Below are 18,611 nucleotides of genomic sequence, written 5' to 3' on the forward strand. Positions count from 1 at the left end.
ATGATTAAAGTTGCAATTATTGGAACGGGATTTATGGCTCAAACACATGCGGATGCTTATAGACAGATGAATAATGTAGAACTCGTTGCGATTACGGCTGTAAATGAGGAAAAGGGAATAAAAGTAGCGAAGGACTACAGTTGTGAATATGTGGCCGATGCAGAAATGTTAATGTCAAGAAAAGATATACAAGTTATTGATATCTGTACCCCTACGTTTACTCATGAAAAGTTAGTCATTATGGGAGCAGAGGCAGGCAAACATGTGCTGTGTGAAAAGCCTGTTACATTAACGCTGGAAAGTTTTGATCGAATGATTGCAGCAACGGAAAAGGCAGGAGTCACTTTTATGGTGGGCCAAACATTAAGGTTCTGGCCGGAATATATGAAGATAAAAGAGATGGTTGATAAGGGGGAGCTAGGAAAAGATGTCATAATCTATGCGAATCGCTTAGCTCAACACCCAAATTGGGGTGAATGGTTCAAAGACGTGAATAAAAGTGGTGGCGGTTTATTTGATTTGCATCTACATGATATTGATTTTATGTACTACTTATATGCCCCTATCAAAAGCGTTTATGCGATAGGTAAACAAAACGAATACGGGGCATGGAATCATGTGTTGACAAACTTGATATTCGAAAATGGAACAAAGTCAGTGGTTGAAAGCTCATTTGAAATGCCGGAAGGGTTTCCGTTTACGATGTCATTTCGTGCTTCAGGAGAAAAGACGACCACCGATTTCCATTTTTCGGCTGGTATAAACTTGGAAAACTTGGATGAGTCGGAAAGCAGGTTCGTTATTTTTGATAAACACGAGAAGGAGATAATTCCGGTCAAGGTTGAAGAAACCGACCCTTACTTAAATGAACTGACATATTTTATTGATTGTGTGCAAAACGATAAAAAACCTGAAATTATGCCACCTGAAGAAAATCGGGAAGTACTTCAATTGATGTTGGCCATACAAAAATCATTGGAAACAGGAGAGGTACAACGCTTTGAAACGATAAAAAACTTATAAGCATATGTAAAGTTGACAGGGAGGAAATCAAAAATGGCTTCAACTGCAAGAATGAACAGAATGTTTAGCGCAACCGGTAAATGTTTCGATGTAGCAATTGATCATGGGTTTTTTAACGAATATGAATTTCTAAATAGTATAGAGAATATACAACATGCGGTTAAAACGGTGGTGGAGGCAAATCCGGATTGTATTCAGTTAAGCCCAGGTCAGGCAGTCCAGTTGCAAAAAATTGAGGACAAAAATAAACCAGCGCTTGTATTGCGAACAGATGCTGCCAATATTTATGGTAAGGAATTGCCAAGATTTCTTTTTAGCGAGCTAGTTAATAATCCGGTAGAACAAGCAGTTAAATTGGATGCCGTTGCAGTCTGTGTTAATCTTCTTCTTTTGCCTAACCAACCTGAACTGCATTATCAGTGCGTAAAAAATGTAGCCCGATTAAAAACAGAGTGTGAAAAATATGGCATGGTATTAATGGTCGAACCACTTGTTATGCTGCCGAATGATGTAAAAGGCGGCTATATGGTGGATGGAGATATTCATAAAATAATGGCGCTCGTGCGACAGGCAGTGGAATTGGGTGCTGATGTAATTAAGGCGGATCCATGTGACAATGTAGAGGAATACCATCGTGTAATCGAAGTGGCCTCTGGAGTTCCAATTCTCGTTCGTGGCGGCGGTCGGTCAAGTGATGAGGAAATTCTAAAAAGAACAGAGATATTAATGAAACAGGGAGCTTCAGGGATTGTTTATGGCCGCAACGTTATCCAGCATGTCGCTCCCAAAAAAATGACAGAAGCATTAATGAAAATGGTTCATTCGGGGTTGGATGCCGAGAAAGCTTTATCTATCCTGAACACTGAGGAGAGACACTATGACAGAGAAACGTAAGATACGGTTTGGTATAATTGGTTGTGGTCTAATGGGGAGAGAATTTGCTAGTGCATCCGCCCGCTGGTGCCATTTACTTGATTTGGATTTTCAACCTGAGATTGTGGCGGTATGTGATTCCAACCCGGCAATGCTTGACTGGTTCGTGAACGAGATTTCTTCTGTCGAAAAGAAGTTTACTAATCATAAAGAACTTTTGAAAGACCCCTCCGTTGAAGCAATATATTGTGCGGTACCACATCATTTACATGAACAAATATATATAGATATCATTGAAGCAGGTAAACACCTCCTAGGTGAAAAGCCATTTGGAATTGACTTCAATGCAAATCAAAACATTATAGAAGCATTAAATAAGAATCCGAATGTAATTGTTCGCTGTTCTTCCGAATTTCCTTTTTATCCAGGTGCATATCAGATTTCTGAATGGGTTAACCAAAATCGATTTGGGTCTATTATTGAAGTCGAAACAGGGTTTTGGCACAGCAGTGATCTAGATCCAAATAAGCCGATTAATTGGAAAAGAGAAATAAAAACAAATGGAGAATATGGATGTATGGGAGATCTCGGCATGCACGTCCTACATCTGCCACTAAGATTCGGATGGAAGCCACAAAATATAAGAGGCCACTTAGGGAACATCATTCATGATCGTCCTAATACAGACGGTAAACTTGTTCCTTGTGAAACATGGGATAATGCCATATTAACATGTGATGCAGTTGCTGATGCAGATAAGTTTCCATTAATTATGTCGATGAAACGAATTGCTCCTGGACACGCAAATACGTGGTTTATACGTATTATAGGGACGGAGTTCTCGGCCGAATATAACACGAAATATCCAAAGCAAATGGCAACCCTAAGTTTTAGGCCTGGTGAAAATCAAGGCTGGAAATATGAAGATCTTCCTTACAAATCAGCATATCCAACAATAACGGGTAGTATTTTCGAATTTGGGTTTTCCGATTCTATATTGCAAATGTGGGCAGCTTTTTGCGATGAGCTGGTAAATGGACAAGAGATGAGTCAGTCATTTTATTGTGCCACACCGCAAGAAGCAGTAAGCACGCATCATATATTTACTGCTGCATTGGAGTCGCAACGGACGAGTAAAACCGTCGCTTTGAACCGTAGTAACAGGAGTGATGTCAATGTCGGCTTGGAAGTATAAGGTCGCAGTTGCCGGTCATATTTGCCTAGATGTTATTCCTGAGATTACAAATTGCCGGATTGATGATTCAGAATGGATGGCACCCGGACGTTTGAATGATGTTGGTCCTGCAATCATAACAACGGGTGGAGCAGTTGCTAACACAGGAATTGCTTTACACCGACTTGGGGCAAACGTAAAGTTGATGGGAAAGATTGGTGATGATTTATTTGGTCAAGCAATCATGGATAAATGTTTGGAAAATGGCGACCATTTAGTTGACCATATGATAGTTGCCAAAGGGGAAGCGAGTTCATATACAATCGTTTTAAGTACAAAAGGTTCGGATCGTATTTTGCTCCATTGCAGTGGAACGAATGACACGTTTACATTGCAAGACTTATCATTTGAAGAACTTTCCGATGTTGCATTTTTTCACTTTGGTTATCCACCATTAATGTATAATATGTATGCGGATGATGGCCAAATACTTTCCGAGATTTTACAAAAGGTTAAAAGCAATGGGATAATGACCTCGCTAGATATGGCAATGCCTGATGAAGAGGCAGAAGCAGGTAAAGCGGATTGGAAAACTGTTTTAAGCAATACCCTTCCGTATGTCGACATTTTCCTGCCGAGTTTTGAAGAAATATTGTTTATGATTAAGCCCGAAGAATTTTTAGAATTGCAAAACAAATACGGTTCAGCTATCATGCTTGATTATGTAGATGGGAATTTATTAAGTTCGGTAGCTGAAGAATTGATCGATATGGGAGCGAAAACAGTAATTTTAAAACTTGGGGAGCACGGATTGTACATGCGATCGTCCTCCAAAGAAAAAATGGATTGGTTGCATTTTCTGCCCGAGGATAAAAGAGGATCGTGGACCAACAGGGAACTGTTAATGCCGAGTTTTGAAGTGGATGTTCAAGGAACAACAGGTGCAGGTGATTGTACCATTGCGGGATTTATCACTTGTGTGCTTCATCATTTGTCACCCGAAAAGACATTACAAGGTGCTGTTGGAGTTGGTGGATTTAATGTTGAAAAGGCAGATGCGACAAGTGGAATTGTATCTTGGGAGGAAACAAAAAAGAGAATCGATGTAGGATGGAAACAAAGAAAAGTCGTTTTACCGCTTGTTGGATGGAGACGAGCAACCGTCGACAACGTATGGATTGGTCCAAATGATCAAAGAAACTAAACAACAGTCATAGAGAAGGAGCCTTTCATGTGATGAATTATTTAAATGAGAGGCAACGACAAATATTGGATATGTTAGTTGCCCATAAAGAAATAAAAATTTCTTTTTTAAAGAAAAAATTCACCGTGACAGAAATGACGTTACGGAGAGATTTGGAGAAGCTTGAACAAAATGGGCATCTTCGCCGCATATTTGGTGGTGCTATTCTTATTGAAAGTGATATTGCCTTACGTGAACGTGTGGGAGTAATGAGAGAAGAAAAAGAAAGAATAGGAAAGCAAGCAGCTGACCTTGTTTTGCCTGGAGAGTCGATTTTTATTGACGCCGGAACAACTACTGTACAAGTTGCGCGCCATTTAAAGCGTGAATATGTAAACACCGTAGTTACAAATGGACTTAATGTAGCTAGTGAGCTTCAGGAACGAGGGATTTCCACAATCGTCATTGGAGGAAATTTATTGGATACTACATTTTCCCTCGTTGGGCCGATTGCTGTAGACACGCTCTCCAACATGGCCTATGATCGTGTATTTGTCGGTGCGACGGGACTTACGGTTGAACATGGTTTAAGTAACTCAAATATGCATGAAACGGAAGTTAAACGAACGGCCATACAACAAGCCGGCGAGGTAAATATATTACTAGATCATACGAAGTTTGACGTGAATGGACTTGCTTCTTTTGCCAAATTAAATCAAGTACAGCGAATTATCACAGATCAATTGCCAAATCCGAAACTGTTGGAAGGCTGTAAGCGAAATAAAGTAGCGGTTATGGTTGCTGAGTGAATAAGAATTGGATTGGATAGGTGAATTTATCCAAAAGCTAAAAGGAGGTTCATGCATGAACGTACTTGCAGTTGGATGTCATCCGGATGACCTTGAAATTGGCTGTGGCGGTACATTGGCGAAACTCGCAGCTAATGGTCATCACGTATTTATGGTTCACGTTGCCAACGGTGATAAAGGGCATAAGATTATCCCGTCGGAGGAGCTTAAAGAAGTACGTAAGCAAGAAGCCATAAAAGCAGGCTCGCTCATTGGTGCGGAGGTGCTCGATTTGGATATTCCCGATCTCACGGTAAAAGCGGATAACGATGACTTGGTTTATCGTTTGACAGATATTATTCGTCAAACAAAACCCGAGTTCATTATTACACATCCGCCTGATGATTATATGAAAGATCATATGGAAGTTTCGAAGGCTGTTTTTGATGCCAGTTTTGCTGCCACTGTTCCGTACTATGAAACTAATAATGTAGCATTTGATCATGTCGTACCTATTTATTATATGGATACATTAGCAGGTGTTAATTTTCTGCCCACCGAATATGTCGATATTTCAGACTTCATAGAAACGAAAATCAATATGAATAACTGCCACAAGAGCCAAATTAAGTGGCTACAGGAGCATGATGGGATTGATTTTCTTGACTTTGTTCGTACCGTATCCAAATTTCGTGGATTACAAAGTGGTGCTGCCTATGCTGAAGGGTTCACACAGTGCAAAGCATGGCCACGGCTAACAACAAATCGGTTATTACCTTAAGCACCTTTAGTAGATACATAGAAAAATTATAGTGGAGGGTTAAAAATGAATTTTTTCAGTACAGTGAAAGGTTCTTTATTAGAAGGTTTTTATCCAAAAGGGTGGAATTTGGAAAAAATTGATCAATGCTGTGCGCAATCACCTGAAGATAAGGTGAAAAGGCAGTCATTTTGGAATGATGACTTCCAGCTTGTACCGAGTGAAAATGAAAACGATTTCAGCATGATGATGGGTCATGAAATAGCACAAAATATTTATCGGACGAAAGAGGCAGGTAAAAAACTGGCACTTATTTTACCTGTCGGCCCAATGGGGATGTACAAATGGGTTGTCTACTTTTTAAAGGAATGGAATACTGATTGTGCCCATGTTTACGGGTTTAATATGGATGAGTGGAGTGACGCGGAAGGTAATACACTTCCATCGACTAGTGATGGATCTTTTGAACGTGCGATGGAACAGGCCTTTTATGGGCCTTTAGGTGACTTAACGGTTCCAAAAGAACAAAGGAATTTTGCCACAAAGGAAAATTTGCCGACTTATGCGGAGAAAATTGCCAACTTAAAGACAGAAGGTGCAGAATTAATAACAGTCTTTGGAATTGGAAGAGTCATGCATATCGCATTTTGGGAGCCGCATTTTGCTGAAGAGTTTGATCGTGTTGAAGACTGGAAAAAACAAACACATCGAATAGCTGCTCAATTGCACCCTTTAACGATTGAGCAAAATGCTATTACAAGTTTTAAAAGTAGAACGACTCTTATCCCGTGCAGGGCAAATACGGTTGGTCCTGGACTGTTTTTGCAGTCAGATCGGATTATAGGGGGCTGTGATGGAACACTTGGAAGGGGAATGCAATGGCAAGGCTTATCGTTTGCTGTTACTCTTCAATATGGACCAGATATGTGGATCCCATCCAGCTTCATGCCAACACTTCCTGGAAAGCTGTTTTATTTGGAAGAATTGGCAGGTCCACTAACACCTGAGTCTAACTAAGAAGTTTAAAATTAGTCAGGCTAGGTCATAACGAAGTTGATAAGGTGGTAATCCGAACAGTGTATCAGATTAGCTCCGGATATATACGCAGGCTTCTGAAAGAGGGGAGGCACCAGTGAGAGCCCGGAAAAGCATCAGTTCCGAGGTGGCTCACCAGCCACCTGTTGAAAGCAAAGTATAATTCCGGAGCCGAAGTTTGTACTCTATATTTAATTGTTCGTTTTTTTATTAGATAAAATACTTCTGTCCTATCTTCTTTTTCGTGTTATTTTGTCTTTCAAAATTACTCCATTAATTCCCCTATGATTTCATACGATCTTACCCGTTCGTTGTGATTGTATATTTGTGAGTTAATTATTAATTCATCTGCTTTTGTTGCCTCCAATAATGCATCAAGCTTTTCCTTCACAAGACCTTTATCACCGACCATCGTCGTTTGTGAACTGAGTGTTTGTTCAACAGCTGCCCGTTCGAAACCGGACCAAACATCATCGATATTGTCAATTGGTGGTTTTAATTTTGTTGGTTCTCCTCGGCGCAAACTTAAAAATTGCTGCTGTTGGGAGGTTGCCAACCATTCTGCATGCTCCTGCGTATCTGCAGTAATAATGTTGACTCCAAGCATCACATACGGCTCGTCCAGTACATGTGAAGGCTGAAACTGATCATGATATAGCTTGAGTGCTTCCATCATGTAATCAGGTGCAAAGTGGCTAGCAAAAGAAAACGGCAGTCCTTTTTGAGCAGCAAGCTGAGCACTAAATCCACTAGAACCGAGTAACCATATAGGGACTTGCAAGCCCTCTCCGGGAACAGCACGGACATAGCCGGATGGCTCATCAGCAAAGTAATTTTCCAATTCTTTTACTTGCATTGGGAAATCTTCAGGATTTTGATTTAATGTTCTTCTTAGGGCAAAGGCTGTTGCTTGGTCAGTACCCGGTGCTCTTCCAAGTCCAAGGTCAATTCTTCCGGGATATAAGGACTCAAGCGTACCAAACTGTTCAGCAATAACAAGGGTCGCATGGTTCGGGAGCATAATTCCACCCGCCCCAACCCGCATTTCGTTTGTCGCCCCAGCGATATGACCAATTAAAACAGATGTTGCTGAACTGGCAATCCCCGGCATATTATGATGCTCCGCTAGCCAATATCGGTTGAAACCTAATTTTTCTACATGCTGCGCCAGATCGACACTTTTTGGAAACGATTCAGCAGGGGTACTTCCTTCATTTACAGGTGCAAGATCTAACACCGATAATGGGATACTATTAAATGTTTTTACATTTTTACGCTTCATACTCATGCACTCCTTTTTAACAGTTATAAAATAATTGTTTGTATGTGGTTGTCTATTAATGTGCGTTCAAATAGGAAGGATTATAAGCACAAAGATATTCAAGCGAACGAAGAAGATCAATATGATTGTAAACGGGACTTTTAAACACCGCTATTACTCACTGATGAACACCAGTCGTTAAGGCACTGTAATAGTGTACATATAAAAGCATACGATGATCCTGTCGTTTCGTCTAACGATCGGCTCGCATGCAACAAGCAGGATTAAGATAACTGGATTGCAAACCACCATTCACTCGACTCTGGAAGCTTATCTTTTGTGCGTGTTTAAAGTATAAATAAAAATGTATTTATGCGAGTTTGTACCGAATTATCCGAACATCATTAATTTTTAATGAAATTAGACGATAAATAGGGTAGAGATATAAGAACGAGAAGTGGGGGTAGTCAAAAGTGGATAAAACAACAGTCATAGGACTTTTTCTAGGTATTATCGCCATTGGTATAGGAATCGTATTAAAAGGAGTAAGTCTTATCGCTTTAATTAACCCTGCCGCATTATTAATTATCTTCTTTGGAACGGCTGCATCCGTATTAATCGCATTTCCAATGAAGACGATCAAAAATGTTCCGCGTTTATTTATTATTATTTTTACGGAGGAGAAGAACTCGGATATTAAACAAATTATTGATCAATTTTCCAAATGGGCTGATTTGACACGAAGAGAAGGTCTTTTAGCGTTGGAAGGGGAAGTTGACAATGTAGATGACCTTTTCCTTCATTCGGGATTGCAATTGGCAATCGACGGGCAAACTCCTGATTTTATACGCGAGGTAATGTTAGAGAAGATAGACGCCATGGAAGCTAGACATGAAAAAGGTGTCGCTGTATTTTCCCAAGCAGGTACTTATGCCCCGACATTAGGAGTGTTGGGGGCTGTGATTGGACTTGTTGCTGCGCTTGGAAATATGGAAAATATGGATCTATTAGGAAGTGCTATTTCTGCAGCTTTTATTGCTACGCTGTTTGGTATATTTACCGGTTATGTTTTATGGCACCCTTTTGCTAACAAACTGAAGGAGAAGTCGAAAAATGAAGTGCAAATGAAGGAAATTATGGTAGAAGGTCTACTCTCTCTGACAACAGGTGAATCTCCGCTTATTATTAAAGATAAATTAAGCTCTTACTTATCTTCAAAGGAAATAATGAAGATGGAAGAGGAGGGAACAAATGAGACGGAAGAAACAGCGTGAAGAATCAGAGATAAATGAATCGTGGCTGCTTCCATATGCGGATATGCTGACGTTATTATTGGCCCTGTTTATTATTTTGTTTGCACTAAGTGAATTAGATACACAAAAGTTTAAGGAACTGTCCCGGGTTTTTGAGAATGAATTTTCTGGCGGGCAGGGGATTATTCAGGATGGCCAAAGTCCAAGTCCGCAAGAAGGTCCCATTGCTCCAAATAAAGACGAAAAAGAACAAGGAGATAAAAAGGAAAAAGAGAAAGAGGTGAAAGAAGAACCAAATCAGCTCGAAAAAATACAACGACAGGTTGAAGCGTATATCGCTGAAAACAGCTTAACAGGTGTACTTGATACAACTTTGACCGGTGAAGGATTGCTCATTTCGATTAAAACGGACGTTACTTTCGACTCTGGAAGTGCACAGGTGAAAGCCGAGGGAAAATCGATTGCCAAACAAGTGGCCAAGATGCTACATACTGACCCGCCACTTAAGATCGTTGTAAGCGGTCATGCAGACGATCGACCTATGCATAATGCAACGTTTGAATCAAATTGGGAACTAAGCGCAATGCGGGCCATACGATTCATGGACTTGATATTGGATGCTGGAACGCTTGATCCAAGCACGTTCAGCGCGAAAGGGTATGGGGAATACCAGCCAATTGTTCCTAATACAAATGAAGAAAATCGAGCTAAAAATAGAAGGGTCGAAGTCTGGATGGAGCCGATGCAACGAACCTTCCAAGAATAGCTATCATTAAGCTTTTTCCGATGTTGTTGGAACTAATCATTTATTTCCTTATTATGTTTTCATAAATCTGTACTCTTTAGTATTCATTGCTGACTTTCTACTTAAAGTGTTTAATAGTGAGTTGCTAAAAACTGTCGAATATCTTTGTTGATTTGTAGCAAATGCTCCATTGATGGGAAATGCCCCATATTATATGTTTTGAAATCGACGAGATTTGATATTATTTCCATTGCTGTCGGTTTTAGTTTGCTTTCTGGGAAAAAAACATCCTTTTCTCCTGCTATCACTAGAGTTGGTGCATTATAATTGGTCAGTTCCTTTTTCTCCGTAAGTTTTGGCATATCTTGCTCAAGTTTAACATATTTGAAAATATCCCCTATAATCTGTTTGTCTAAATGTTTCATGCAGTTTACTGACATGTTGTCTGTAATTTTCTGAAGGTACTTTTCAGATGAGGTTACTTGAAACATAATTAGAGGAAGTAAAATGCTCTTTATCATGGAGAGCTTCGATCCTAGACGAATTCCAGCAGGGCAAACGAGAACGGAACAATCAACTTTCTCAGGCATGAATGCAGCTAATCTAAGAATAATTCCAGCCCCATAGGATGGGCCAATAAATGCACACTTTTTTACATTGACCTGCTCCATTAATTCCGCTGTCCAGGTGGCAAAAGTTTCATCGCTTGCGGATATTCTCGTTTCATCACTAAACCCTGGATGACCAATTGTATCCGGAGCATAAATTCGATACGTGTCCACTAACGAAGAAAACCAGGAAAGTGTCATCGGATTAATACTATTTCCGCCTTGAAATATAAATAAAGGCTTCCCCTCTACGGGACCAGCAACGAGCATATGCGTTTTACCAAAGCTCGTATCGACGTACTTCTTTTCGGTTGCAAATGGTAATTCAGCAACATAATTGTTATAGTGACCTCTAATTTTTTCTCTGCCATCTTCACTTTTATAAATTGTTGTTTTCATGTGTGACCCGTACCTCCGATTAATCGATTATCCCTTGTAGAAAATCCAGATAGATTGCGAGACTGCAAATACCAAACTAAGTACGTGAAAAAGCTTAACGTCTGCAGTACCTCTTGGAATAACACTATTTCCGTTTCATATTTTCACGCTTTGACTCGCTTAAGCCCCATCGGATAAACATGTAAAATATAACGATAAAAGTAGATTGTCCGATATTTTCAAGCCATGGTATCGGTTTTGTCTTAAAGTAATCCCAAATCGTGAAATTTAGAAATATAACGATGAAAAATAGAAGGTAAATATTTTTACGAATAAAATGCATGAACTGTCACTCCGATATTCATTCCCCCACAGTATAACAGAAAAGAATCGCAAAAGTAGATTGGTTATTTTGTAGAATGTGATATATTACATTTACATCCTAAAGTTTAGGTATCTTGTTTGAAAAATAAGACTACACATCGAAAGGAATGGTGTGGAATGACTGAAATCCGTTTTACAGAGGATGACATTCGAGAAAGAATTTCCAACTGCCAGCAAAACCTAAACAACGCAGAATATTGCGGACTTGTTCTTTCGGCTGAAGCAAATATTACCTATTATTCTAACTTTCATACACATGCTCCTTGGACAACAATGACGCGACCGGTATTTTTATTTATACCCCAATCCGGGCTACCCATTTTGTATGTACATATCTTCCAATATCCAGATGCAAAAGTAATTGCCAAAAGGTGTGAAGTCCGCTATTTTGAAAGCTTAGATGGCCCAACTGCAGCGGAAATAGTTGAAATCATGGGTGATTTGCATATGACAAAAGGAAAAGTTGGCTTTGAAAAAGGCTACGAGCAACGAATTGGATTTACCCTAAATACGTATGAATCACTGAAAAAGGAACTGAGTGAAGCGGTATTCGCAGATGCATCTGAACTTATATGGAGCCAACGGATGATCAAATCGAAAAAAGAAATAGCCTGCATTAAGCGTGCATGCGTTGCGACAAGCTATGCGCATGACCAGACATTTGCCGACATAAAGCCGGGTATGTCGGAGCTGGAAATTTCCCGTATGGTCCAAATGTATATGTTGGAAGGGGGAGCGGAACACCCTGGATTTGTCATTATGACATCCGGTTCAGGAAATTATGATCGCATGAGTAAAACAGCGACAGACAGAATTATTTCCAATGGCGATTTTATTTGTCTGGATCTTGGTGCAAAATATAATGGTTACTGGTCTGACTTTAGTCGTACAGGTTTTGTAGGAAAAGCAAACGAGAAGTATTTTTCCTTACAGCAAAAAGTTCATAAAGTGACAATGCGGACAATAGAACACCTACGTCCGGGCATTCGTGTATCTGATATTGCCACCATATGTGCACAAGAAATGGACAAGGTCGGAATGTCAGCTAATTTTGAGTGCGGAAGATTGGGGCACGGTATGGGACTAATGAGTACGGAACCGCCATCTGTTACAATCTACGATGATACGGTGCTCGAAGAAGGCATGATTATTAATCTCGAACCAGGGATTATTAATGAACTCGGTGCGTTTGTGCTGGAGGAGAATATTGTTATTACAAAAGAAGGGTACGAAGTTTTATCGGGCGGAAGCAGAGAACTTCATTTGATAAAATAAATATTCCTGATGATTATAAAAAACTGCTAATGAGATATTCCAAGTTCAAGTTTCCAATTCAAACCACTTGCTACGAAACGTGCTCTTCTATAAAATAGGATAGTAATGCAACTATTAGAAAAGAGGACATTCAAATGAACAAACCTTCCATTTTTGGACTGACATATAAGCAATTGACGACTTGGCTCGTAGAACATGGTGAAAAGAAGTTTCGGGCCCAACAAGTATGGAATTGGCTTTATAAGAAAAGAGTATCCAGCTTTTCCGAAATGAAGAATGTAAACAAGGATTGTATTGCGTTATTGGAAGAACATTTTGTAATGCATACGCTGGAACAGGAAATTAAACGTGAATCGCAGGATGGAACGATTAAATTTTTATTTAAATTACAGGACGGCAACTTAATTGAAACGGTACTCATGCGTTTTCACTACGGCTTGTCTGTCTGTGTTACTACTCAGGTTGGCTGCAATATCGGCTGTTCTTTTTGCGCGAGCGGTCTGATGAAGAAGAGTCGGGATTTATCAAGTAGTGAAATTGTTGAACAAATCATGAAGGTGCAAGCTCATCTTGACAATCGAGGGGAAAGTGAACGTGTTAGTCATATTGTAGTTATGGGAATTGGAGAACCATTCGATAACTTTACTAATTTAATGGATTTTCTTTATATTATGAATGACGACGGTGGTTTGAACATAGGAGCTAGACATATCACCGTATCAACGAGCGGGCTCGCACATAAAATATATGAATTCGCCGATACCGGCATCCAAGTAAATTTAGCAATATCTATTCACGCACCAAATAATGAATTACGAACCAAAATCATGAAAATCAATCGCGCATTTCCGATTGAAAAGTTGATGAAAGCAGTCGATTATTATTTGGAAAAGACAAACCGGCGAATTACGTACGAGTACATTATGCTGCATGATGTGAATGACCATAAGGAAGAGGCGAGGGAACTATCGAAACTATTATACAATCATCGTCATCTCGCTTATGTCAATTTAATACCTTATAATGCCGTTGATGAACACAGCCATTATCAGCGCAGTGAAACATCGGCAATTCAAGGCTTTTATGAAACATTAAAAGAGCAAGGAATTAACTGTGGTGTGCGTTGGGAGCAAGGTGCAGATATTGATGCAGCTTGTGGACAACTGCGCAGTCAACAAATGAAGAAAAAGAATGTTGGGTAAACAAGAAAAGCGCAAGCGCCCTGCTTAGAAACGTAGCGACTGGATCGAAGCAACTGAGATAAAGGAATCACGATGAGCGGTGCGAATCGATGATGACTTTCACCCAAGGGCATAAGGTCGACTAAGCCTCTGTCTAAAGCCATCGGCAAGTCTTCTTTATCGTAAGGCGCTACGGGAAGTCGCCTAGTTTCTGGGCGCTTAAGCTAGACAATCAAAGCCACTCTTTGAAAAAAAGAGTGGCTAAAAAATGCAAGCTCCATTCTTAATATTTAGATTATTGGCTCATGACGAATATATATGTAGTTAGCGTTGTGAAGCCTATGGGGGGTCATGGATTGGCAAAAGTGGCGGAGCAAGTGATAGAACCAGCGAATAACTCGCATAACTCAATGAAAGTATATGGAATATTGCTGTTTTGTGTTACTTGTTATGCAAGTATGTTTGTTTTTGGGACTGTGCTGGTAGAATCATTTCATCCGGTTGCTCTGACGTTTTTTCGTCTCGTGTTTATTAATGCATTTCTTTTGGTAATTGGCTGGCGATTTATAAAAAGTGAAAAAATACCGTTGAAACTATTATTCGTTCTTGCAGGCGCAGGGTTTATTGGAATTACGATTAGTCATCTAAGCTTATACACGGGGCTAGAACATACCGATCCAATTACCGCTGCATTAATTTATGCACTTGGCCCGCTTATTACATCATTTATTACATACTTTTATTTAAAAGAAAGACGCAGAATATATTTCTGGGTTGGAATTATTATGGGAATATTTGGGGTTACTCTTGTTGTATCTAAAGGGAATGGATTTATGCTTCAAGCAGGAAAAGGAGAATTACTTATCGGTGTAACGATACTCACATATTCGATTTACCTAGTGATTGTGGAATATTTATCAAGACACCTGAAGCCAATGGTTATTACAGTATATACAAGTGTATTTGGGCTTGTTTTGGTGTTGCCTTTCCTACGGGCGGAATACGTCGCACAAACGTTTCAAATCGATATGAAATACTGGGCCTTATTAATCGTAACGGCCGTTTTAACGAATGGATTCTGTACGATGCTATGGAACGGTGCAGTGCGTCAAGTGGGCGCTTCCACCTCATCGATATTTCTGAATATGGAACCATTTGCAGCAATGATTATTGGCTATATCGTTTTGCAACAAATTGTCGAACCTATCCAGTTAATCGGATCGATTTTCATTATCGCAGGTGTTATTATGGGAACGCGCTTTGGTAAAAAAACCCACACGTTATAGTAAATGTCCAAATATTTCAGTAAAAAACGTTTTGTACAGCCACTATGTGGAAGTCATTCTACCATAATTAGTTTCCATGACTTGTCGATAAGTTTTATTTTTCGGGATGCAATACATCTTTCAGTTCATCTTCAATCGTCGACTCAGACATTTTTACCTTTGAACGATATGCAGCCCGCAAAATGAGATGTCCGCTTACGGGTGCAGTAATAAAAACAAAAATAATCCCAAGCAATAATCGAACGCTCATATAGGATTCGGCAAACCAAAAGTAGAGAAAGGCACCAACGAGCGTAATCAAAACAGCCAATGTCGTCGTTTTTGTCGCAGCATGCGCCCGTGTATAAATATCGGGAAAGCGAATAATCCCGATAGCACTAATAACACTAATGATACTACCAATTAAGATAAGCAATACCCCAACGAATTCTAAGCTAACGTCGCCGTTCAATAATAACACCTCTTTCGATAAATTTGGAAAAAGAAATCGTACTTATAAACGCTAAAATACCAAGTATAAGAATCACTTCTAAAAATGCTTTCGTTTGAAATAAAATCGAAACAATGGCGATGGCTGAAATTAAATTTACGCCAATAACATCCATGGCAATTACCCGATCAGGAAGCGTCGGACCGATTATCATACGAGTGAACGTTATCAGGATGGCAATACCGAATAAAATAAGTGAAAGTAGTAGCATCGTTTCAATCATTGTCTCGTCACCTCCATTATGGCTTTTTCAAATTTTTCAAGTGAGCGCTCCAAGTCGCCTCGATATCGCTTAATATCCATTGCATGAATATAAAAAACATTTCCTTCGGGTGTTACTTCCATAACAACCGAACCAGGAGTTAGTGTAAGCAGAAGGGCGAGTGTTGGCACTTCCCATTCTCCTCTTAAAACGGTTTTATATTTGAAAATTCCTGGTTCGAGATCGATTCTTGGGCTTAAAATCTGTCTAATCACGACAACACTCGATAAAATTAACTCCCAATTGAAAATAAAGAACAGTTTTACAATCGAATATAATCGGTGCAAATAAAAGCGCCCACCAAAAAAACGGCGCATTAGAAAGACTATCCCAATCCCAACGATAAAGCCGATTAGAAACGTTTCGAAGCGAAATACGTCTTCGTCCTGAAATAAGACCCATAGTAAAGCGATAAATAAGTTTAGTATAAATTGTGCCGGCATTTCATCACCTCTTCTTGCTTTTACAGTAGCATACGAATCATCGTTTTATTTCATAAGCGTTAATTATTTTCAAAACGATTCTAGTAATCAAAAACTGTTATTTTTAAAAGGTTAGAAAGTATAAAATTTTGTGCATAGCTGTCTAGCTTCGACGTACAAATGTTTTCGGTGGGACGAAAGCGGAGCTACAGTCCCAGGATGTTCTAGTGCAAATTTTTTCGGTGGGACGAGCATTTATGCGCAGTCCCAGGCGGCGCCACAGGACGTGGCGTTCTAAGCCTGCCAGCGCCCAGCCCCTCGAGGTCTTAAGCAATAACTCTTCGTGGCAAAAACCGCCACTACGATTTCTTGCTTAAGCTTGTCGGGATTGACCAGGGCGCTTGCGCTTTTCTTACTTTTACTTATACAAAACAGCGTCAATATAAATTTGGGGATCTGTTAAAGTATTTGCTGCGTCCATGACATACACAGCGATCCCCTCTGACCCAAGGCCAAGCATGATGGTAAGTGCTGCAAGTAAACTGCAAGGAACAAGCAGCCCACGTGATAAAGGCTTTTCCTCTTCGGTACTTATAATAGTCTCTCCCCAAAAAGAACTCATAAATATACGAAGCAGAGAGTACAATACGGCCATCCCTGATAAAAAACTAATAGCTAACAAAAGATATTGCCCCGATTCGATCGCACTGAGTCCAATTAGTAGCTTCCCCAAAAACCCGCTTAATGGAGGAATGCCAGCTAAAGAAAGAACGGTGAGGAAAAAAAGCCAACCGAGCATCGGATAGTTTCGGATCAACCCACTCATATCTTCAATTTTTGCTGAGCCGGTCAGTGCGATCATCGTACCGGCCAACAAAAAGAGCAAACCTTTAACAATAATATCATGCACAACGTAAAAAATTGATCCCTCCATTGCTGTTGGCGTCCCGATCGCAAGTCCGACAAGTATAAACCCGACAGCAACGACTACGTTATAGGCAACGATGTGGCGAATATCTGTATACGCGATGGCACCAATACTGCCACCGATTAATGTGATTGCGGCCATAATGCCGATCAACGTATGTGTAATTTGCGGCTCATGGTAAAACAATAAGGTAAACATACGAATAAGTGCGTAGATCCCTACTTTCGTTAGAAGCGCACCAAATAATGCAGCAATCGCTGTGGGCGGCGCACTGTAAGCTCCTGGGAGCCATTGATAAAGCAATAATCCCGATTTAATGCTGAACACAATGAGAAACAAGATACTGATGACCGTTAGTAACGGAGTTTGTCCAGATTCGGCGATTCTTTCTGATAAATGGGCAAGATTCAGTGTACCTAGTGTTCCGTACGTGTAAGCGATGGCAACTAAAAATATCCAAGATGATAAAATATTAATCGCGATATATTTTACCGAAACTTTTAATTGCTGTTTCGTCGCCCCAAGTGTGATTAGCACATAAGATGACAGCAGCATCACTTCAAAGCAGACGAACAAATTAAATAAATCTCCTGTTAAAAACGCTCCGTTCACCCCGGCAATTAGAAATAAAACAAAAGGGTAAAAGTACATTTTTTCCCGTGCTTCTCCAATAGAGTAAACGGCATACAATAAACAAATCACACTAATGATGGATGTAGTTAATACAAGAAGCATGGCGAAAGCGTCAGCAACGAACAGAATTCCAAATGGGGCACTCCAATCACCAAAATCGAGTCTGATGATCCCTTCCATCCGAATGGTTATTAATATTATGATACTTACAATGCTAGTGGCGATCAGGACAAAAATGCTCAAAACCCGCTGTATACGTACATAGGGGCGTAAAAAGACGAGAATAATGCCGATGAAAAGAGGAAGCACCATAGGGATTGCAATTAAATTATTCATCGTAAATTCCCCGCATCCTGTCAATATGGTCTGTCCCCGTTTCCTTAAACGTCCGATAAGCTAAAACGAGGAAAAAAGCGGTCACGCCGAAAGTAATGACAATGGATGTTAAAATGAGTGCCTGTGGAAGGGCGTCAGCATAGTCGACGCCGCTTTTATCGATAATTGGCACTTGACTTGCGCCCAATCCTCCCATTGTTATTAATAGTAAGTGAGCAGCATGTGTGAACATGGCCGTACCAAGAATAATTCGAATAACATTTCCGGATAGCATTAAATAGGTGGCTGCCGTTACGAATACCCCTGCAACAACGATCATTAATGTTTCCATTT

The 18,611-nt window shown here is 40.0% G+C and carries 19 protein-coding genes; 12 read left to right on the plus strand and 7 right to left on the minus strand.

What is annotated here, in order from left to right; translation table 11 throughout:
- Genes ACLIBG_RS05325 through ACLIBG_RS05355 form a run of 7 tightly spaced genes read left to right on the plus strand, consistent with a single transcriptional unit; the run spans position 1 to position 6,818 of the window.
- Positions 1–1,023 carry a Gfo/Idh/MocA family protein gene (locus ACLIBG_RS05325; protein WP_439311718.1) on the plus strand — a complete coding sequence of 341 codons (1,023 nt, stop codon included), beginning with the start codon at positions 1–3 and terminating at the stop codon, positions 1,021–1,023.
- A 33-nt stretch (positions 1,024–1,056) separates the two neighbouring features.
- The gene (locus tag ACLIBG_RS05330; protein WP_439311719.1) at positions 1,057–1,917 is read left to right on the plus strand and encodes a class I fructose-bisphosphate aldolase; all 861 of its coding nucleotides are present in this window, start codon (positions 1,057–1,059) and stop codon (positions 1,915–1,917) included.
- The gene (locus ACLIBG_RS05335) at positions 1,901–3,091 is read left to right on the plus strand and encodes a Gfo/Idh/MocA family protein (RefSeq protein WP_439311720.1); all 1,191 of its coding nucleotides are present in this window, start codon (positions 1,901–1,903) and stop codon (positions 3,089–3,091) included. The genes ACLIBG_RS05330 and ACLIBG_RS05335 overlap by 17 nt, the downstream gene beginning before the upstream one ends.
- Positions 3,072–4,274, plus strand: coding sequence for a carbohydrate kinase family protein (locus tag ACLIBG_RS05340; RefSeq protein WP_439311721.1), 1,203 nt, complete (start codon positions 3,072–3,074; stop codon positions 4,272–4,274). The genes ACLIBG_RS05335 and ACLIBG_RS05340 overlap by 20 nt, the downstream gene beginning before the upstream one ends.
- Positions 4,275–4,306: 32 nt before the next feature.
- Complete coding sequence (locus ACLIBG_RS05345) at positions 4,307–5,062, plus strand: DeoR/GlpR family DNA-binding transcription regulator (protein ID WP_439311722.1); 756 nt, start codon at positions 4,307–4,309, stop codon at positions 5,060–5,062.
- Between the two features lie 55 nt (positions 5,063–5,117).
- A complete protein-coding gene (locus tag ACLIBG_RS05350) occupies positions 5,118–5,822 on the plus strand; it encodes a PIG-L deacetylase family protein (protein WP_439311723.1) in 705 nt (234 codons plus the stop codon).
- A gap of 45 nt (positions 5,823–5,867) precedes the next feature.
- The gene (locus ACLIBG_RS05355) at positions 5,868–6,818 is read left to right on the plus strand and encodes a glucosamine-6-phosphate isomerase (RefSeq protein WP_439311724.1); all 951 of its coding nucleotides are present in this window, start codon (positions 5,868–5,870) and stop codon (positions 6,816–6,818) included.
- Between the two features lie 283 nt (positions 6,819–7,101).
- Here the strand turns inward: ACLIBG_RS05355 and ACLIBG_RS05360 are convergent, their stop codons facing one another.
- Positions 7,102–8,118 carry an LLM class flavin-dependent oxidoreductase gene (locus tag ACLIBG_RS05360; protein WP_439311725.1) on the minus strand — a complete coding sequence of 339 codons (1,017 nt, stop codon included), beginning with the start codon at positions 8,116–8,118 and terminating at the stop codon, positions 7,102–7,104.
- A 452-nt stretch (positions 8,119–8,570) separates the two neighbouring features.
- On the opposite strand from ACLIBG_RS05360, the gene motA reads away from it, so the two are divergent.
- Positions 8,571–9,371 carry a flagellar motor stator protein MotA gene (gene motA / locus ACLIBG_RS05365; RefSeq protein ID WP_439311726.1) on the plus strand — a complete coding sequence of 267 codons (801 nt, stop codon included), beginning with the start codon at positions 8,571–8,573 and terminating at the stop codon, positions 9,369–9,371.
- Entirely contained in the window at positions 9,349–10,116 is a 768-nt protein-coding gene (gene motB / locus ACLIBG_RS05370) for a flagellar motor protein MotB (protein ID WP_439311727.1), read from the plus strand. Before motA ends, motB begins: the two co-directional genes overlap by 23 nt.
- Before the next feature lie 110 nt (positions 10,117–10,226).
- On the opposite strand, the gene ACLIBG_RS05375 is transcribed toward motB, so the two are convergent.
- Positions 10,227–11,102 carry an alpha/beta fold hydrolase gene (locus tag ACLIBG_RS05375; protein WP_439311728.1) on the minus strand — a complete coding sequence of 292 codons (876 nt, stop codon included), beginning with the start codon at positions 11,100–11,102 and terminating at the stop codon, positions 10,227–10,229.
- Between the two features lie 480 nt (positions 11,103–11,582).
- On the opposite strand from ACLIBG_RS05375, the gene ACLIBG_RS05380 reads away from it, so the two are divergent.
- From ACLIBG_RS05380 to ACLIBG_RS05390, 3 genes are all read left to right on the plus strand, one after another.
- Complete coding sequence (locus ACLIBG_RS05380) at positions 11,583–12,740, plus strand: M24 family metallopeptidase (RefSeq protein ID WP_439311729.1); 1,158 nt, start codon at positions 11,583–11,585, stop codon at positions 12,738–12,740.
- 134 nt (positions 12,741–12,874) lie between these two features.
- Entirely contained in the window at positions 12,875–13,942 is a 1,068-nt protein-coding gene (gene rlmN / locus ACLIBG_RS05385; protein ID WP_439311730.1) for a 23S rRNA (adenine(2503)-C(2))-methyltransferase RlmN, read from the plus strand.
- 344 nt (positions 13,943–14,286) lie between these two features.
- Entirely contained in the window at positions 14,287–15,207 is a 921-nt protein-coding gene (locus ACLIBG_RS05390) for a DMT family transporter (RefSeq protein WP_439311759.1), read from the plus strand.
- A 94-nt stretch (positions 15,208–15,301) separates the two neighbouring features.
- On the opposite strand, the gene ACLIBG_RS05395 is transcribed toward ACLIBG_RS05390, so the two are convergent.
- The 5 genes from ACLIBG_RS05395 to ACLIBG_RS05415 all read right to left on the minus strand — a co-directional run bounded on the left by ACLIBG_RS05395 (position 15,302) and on the right by ACLIBG_RS05415 (position 18,609).
- Entirely contained in the window at positions 15,302–15,658 is a 357-nt protein-coding gene (locus ACLIBG_RS05395) for a Na+/H+ antiporter subunit G (protein ID WP_439311731.1), read from the minus strand.
- Complete coding sequence (locus ACLIBG_RS05400) at positions 15,642–15,920, minus strand: Na(+)/H(+) antiporter subunit F1 (RefSeq protein WP_439311732.1); 279 nt, start codon at positions 15,918–15,920, stop codon at positions 15,642–15,644. The genes ACLIBG_RS05395 and ACLIBG_RS05400 overlap by 17 nt, the downstream gene beginning before the upstream one ends.
- Positions 15,917–16,402 (minus strand): Na+/H+ antiporter subunit E, encoded by a 486-nt coding sequence (locus ACLIBG_RS05405; RefSeq protein ID WP_439311733.1) that lies wholly within the window; start codon positions 16,400–16,402, stop codon positions 15,917–15,919. Before ACLIBG_RS05405 ends, ACLIBG_RS05400 begins: the two co-directional genes overlap by 4 nt.
- A gap of 397 nt (positions 16,403–16,799) precedes the next feature.
- The gene (locus ACLIBG_RS05410; protein ID WP_439311734.1) at positions 16,800–18,278 is read right to left on the minus strand and encodes a Na+/H+ antiporter subunit D; all 1,479 of its coding nucleotides are present in this window, start codon (positions 18,276–18,278) and stop codon (positions 16,800–16,802) included.
- Complete coding sequence (locus tag ACLIBG_RS05415; protein ID WP_439311735.1) at positions 18,271–18,609, minus strand: Na(+)/H(+) antiporter subunit C; 339 nt, start codon at positions 18,607–18,609, stop codon at positions 18,271–18,273. The genes ACLIBG_RS05410 and ACLIBG_RS05415 overlap by 8 nt, the downstream gene beginning before the upstream one ends.
- Positions 18,610–18,611 lie beyond the last annotated feature (2 nt).

It is taken from the genome of Virgibacillus sp. W0181 (genome assembly GCF_051846915.1).
In the GTDB taxonomy this organism is placed as follows: domain Bacteria; phylum Bacillota; class Bacilli; order Bacillales; family Amphibacillaceae; genus JBPYCR01.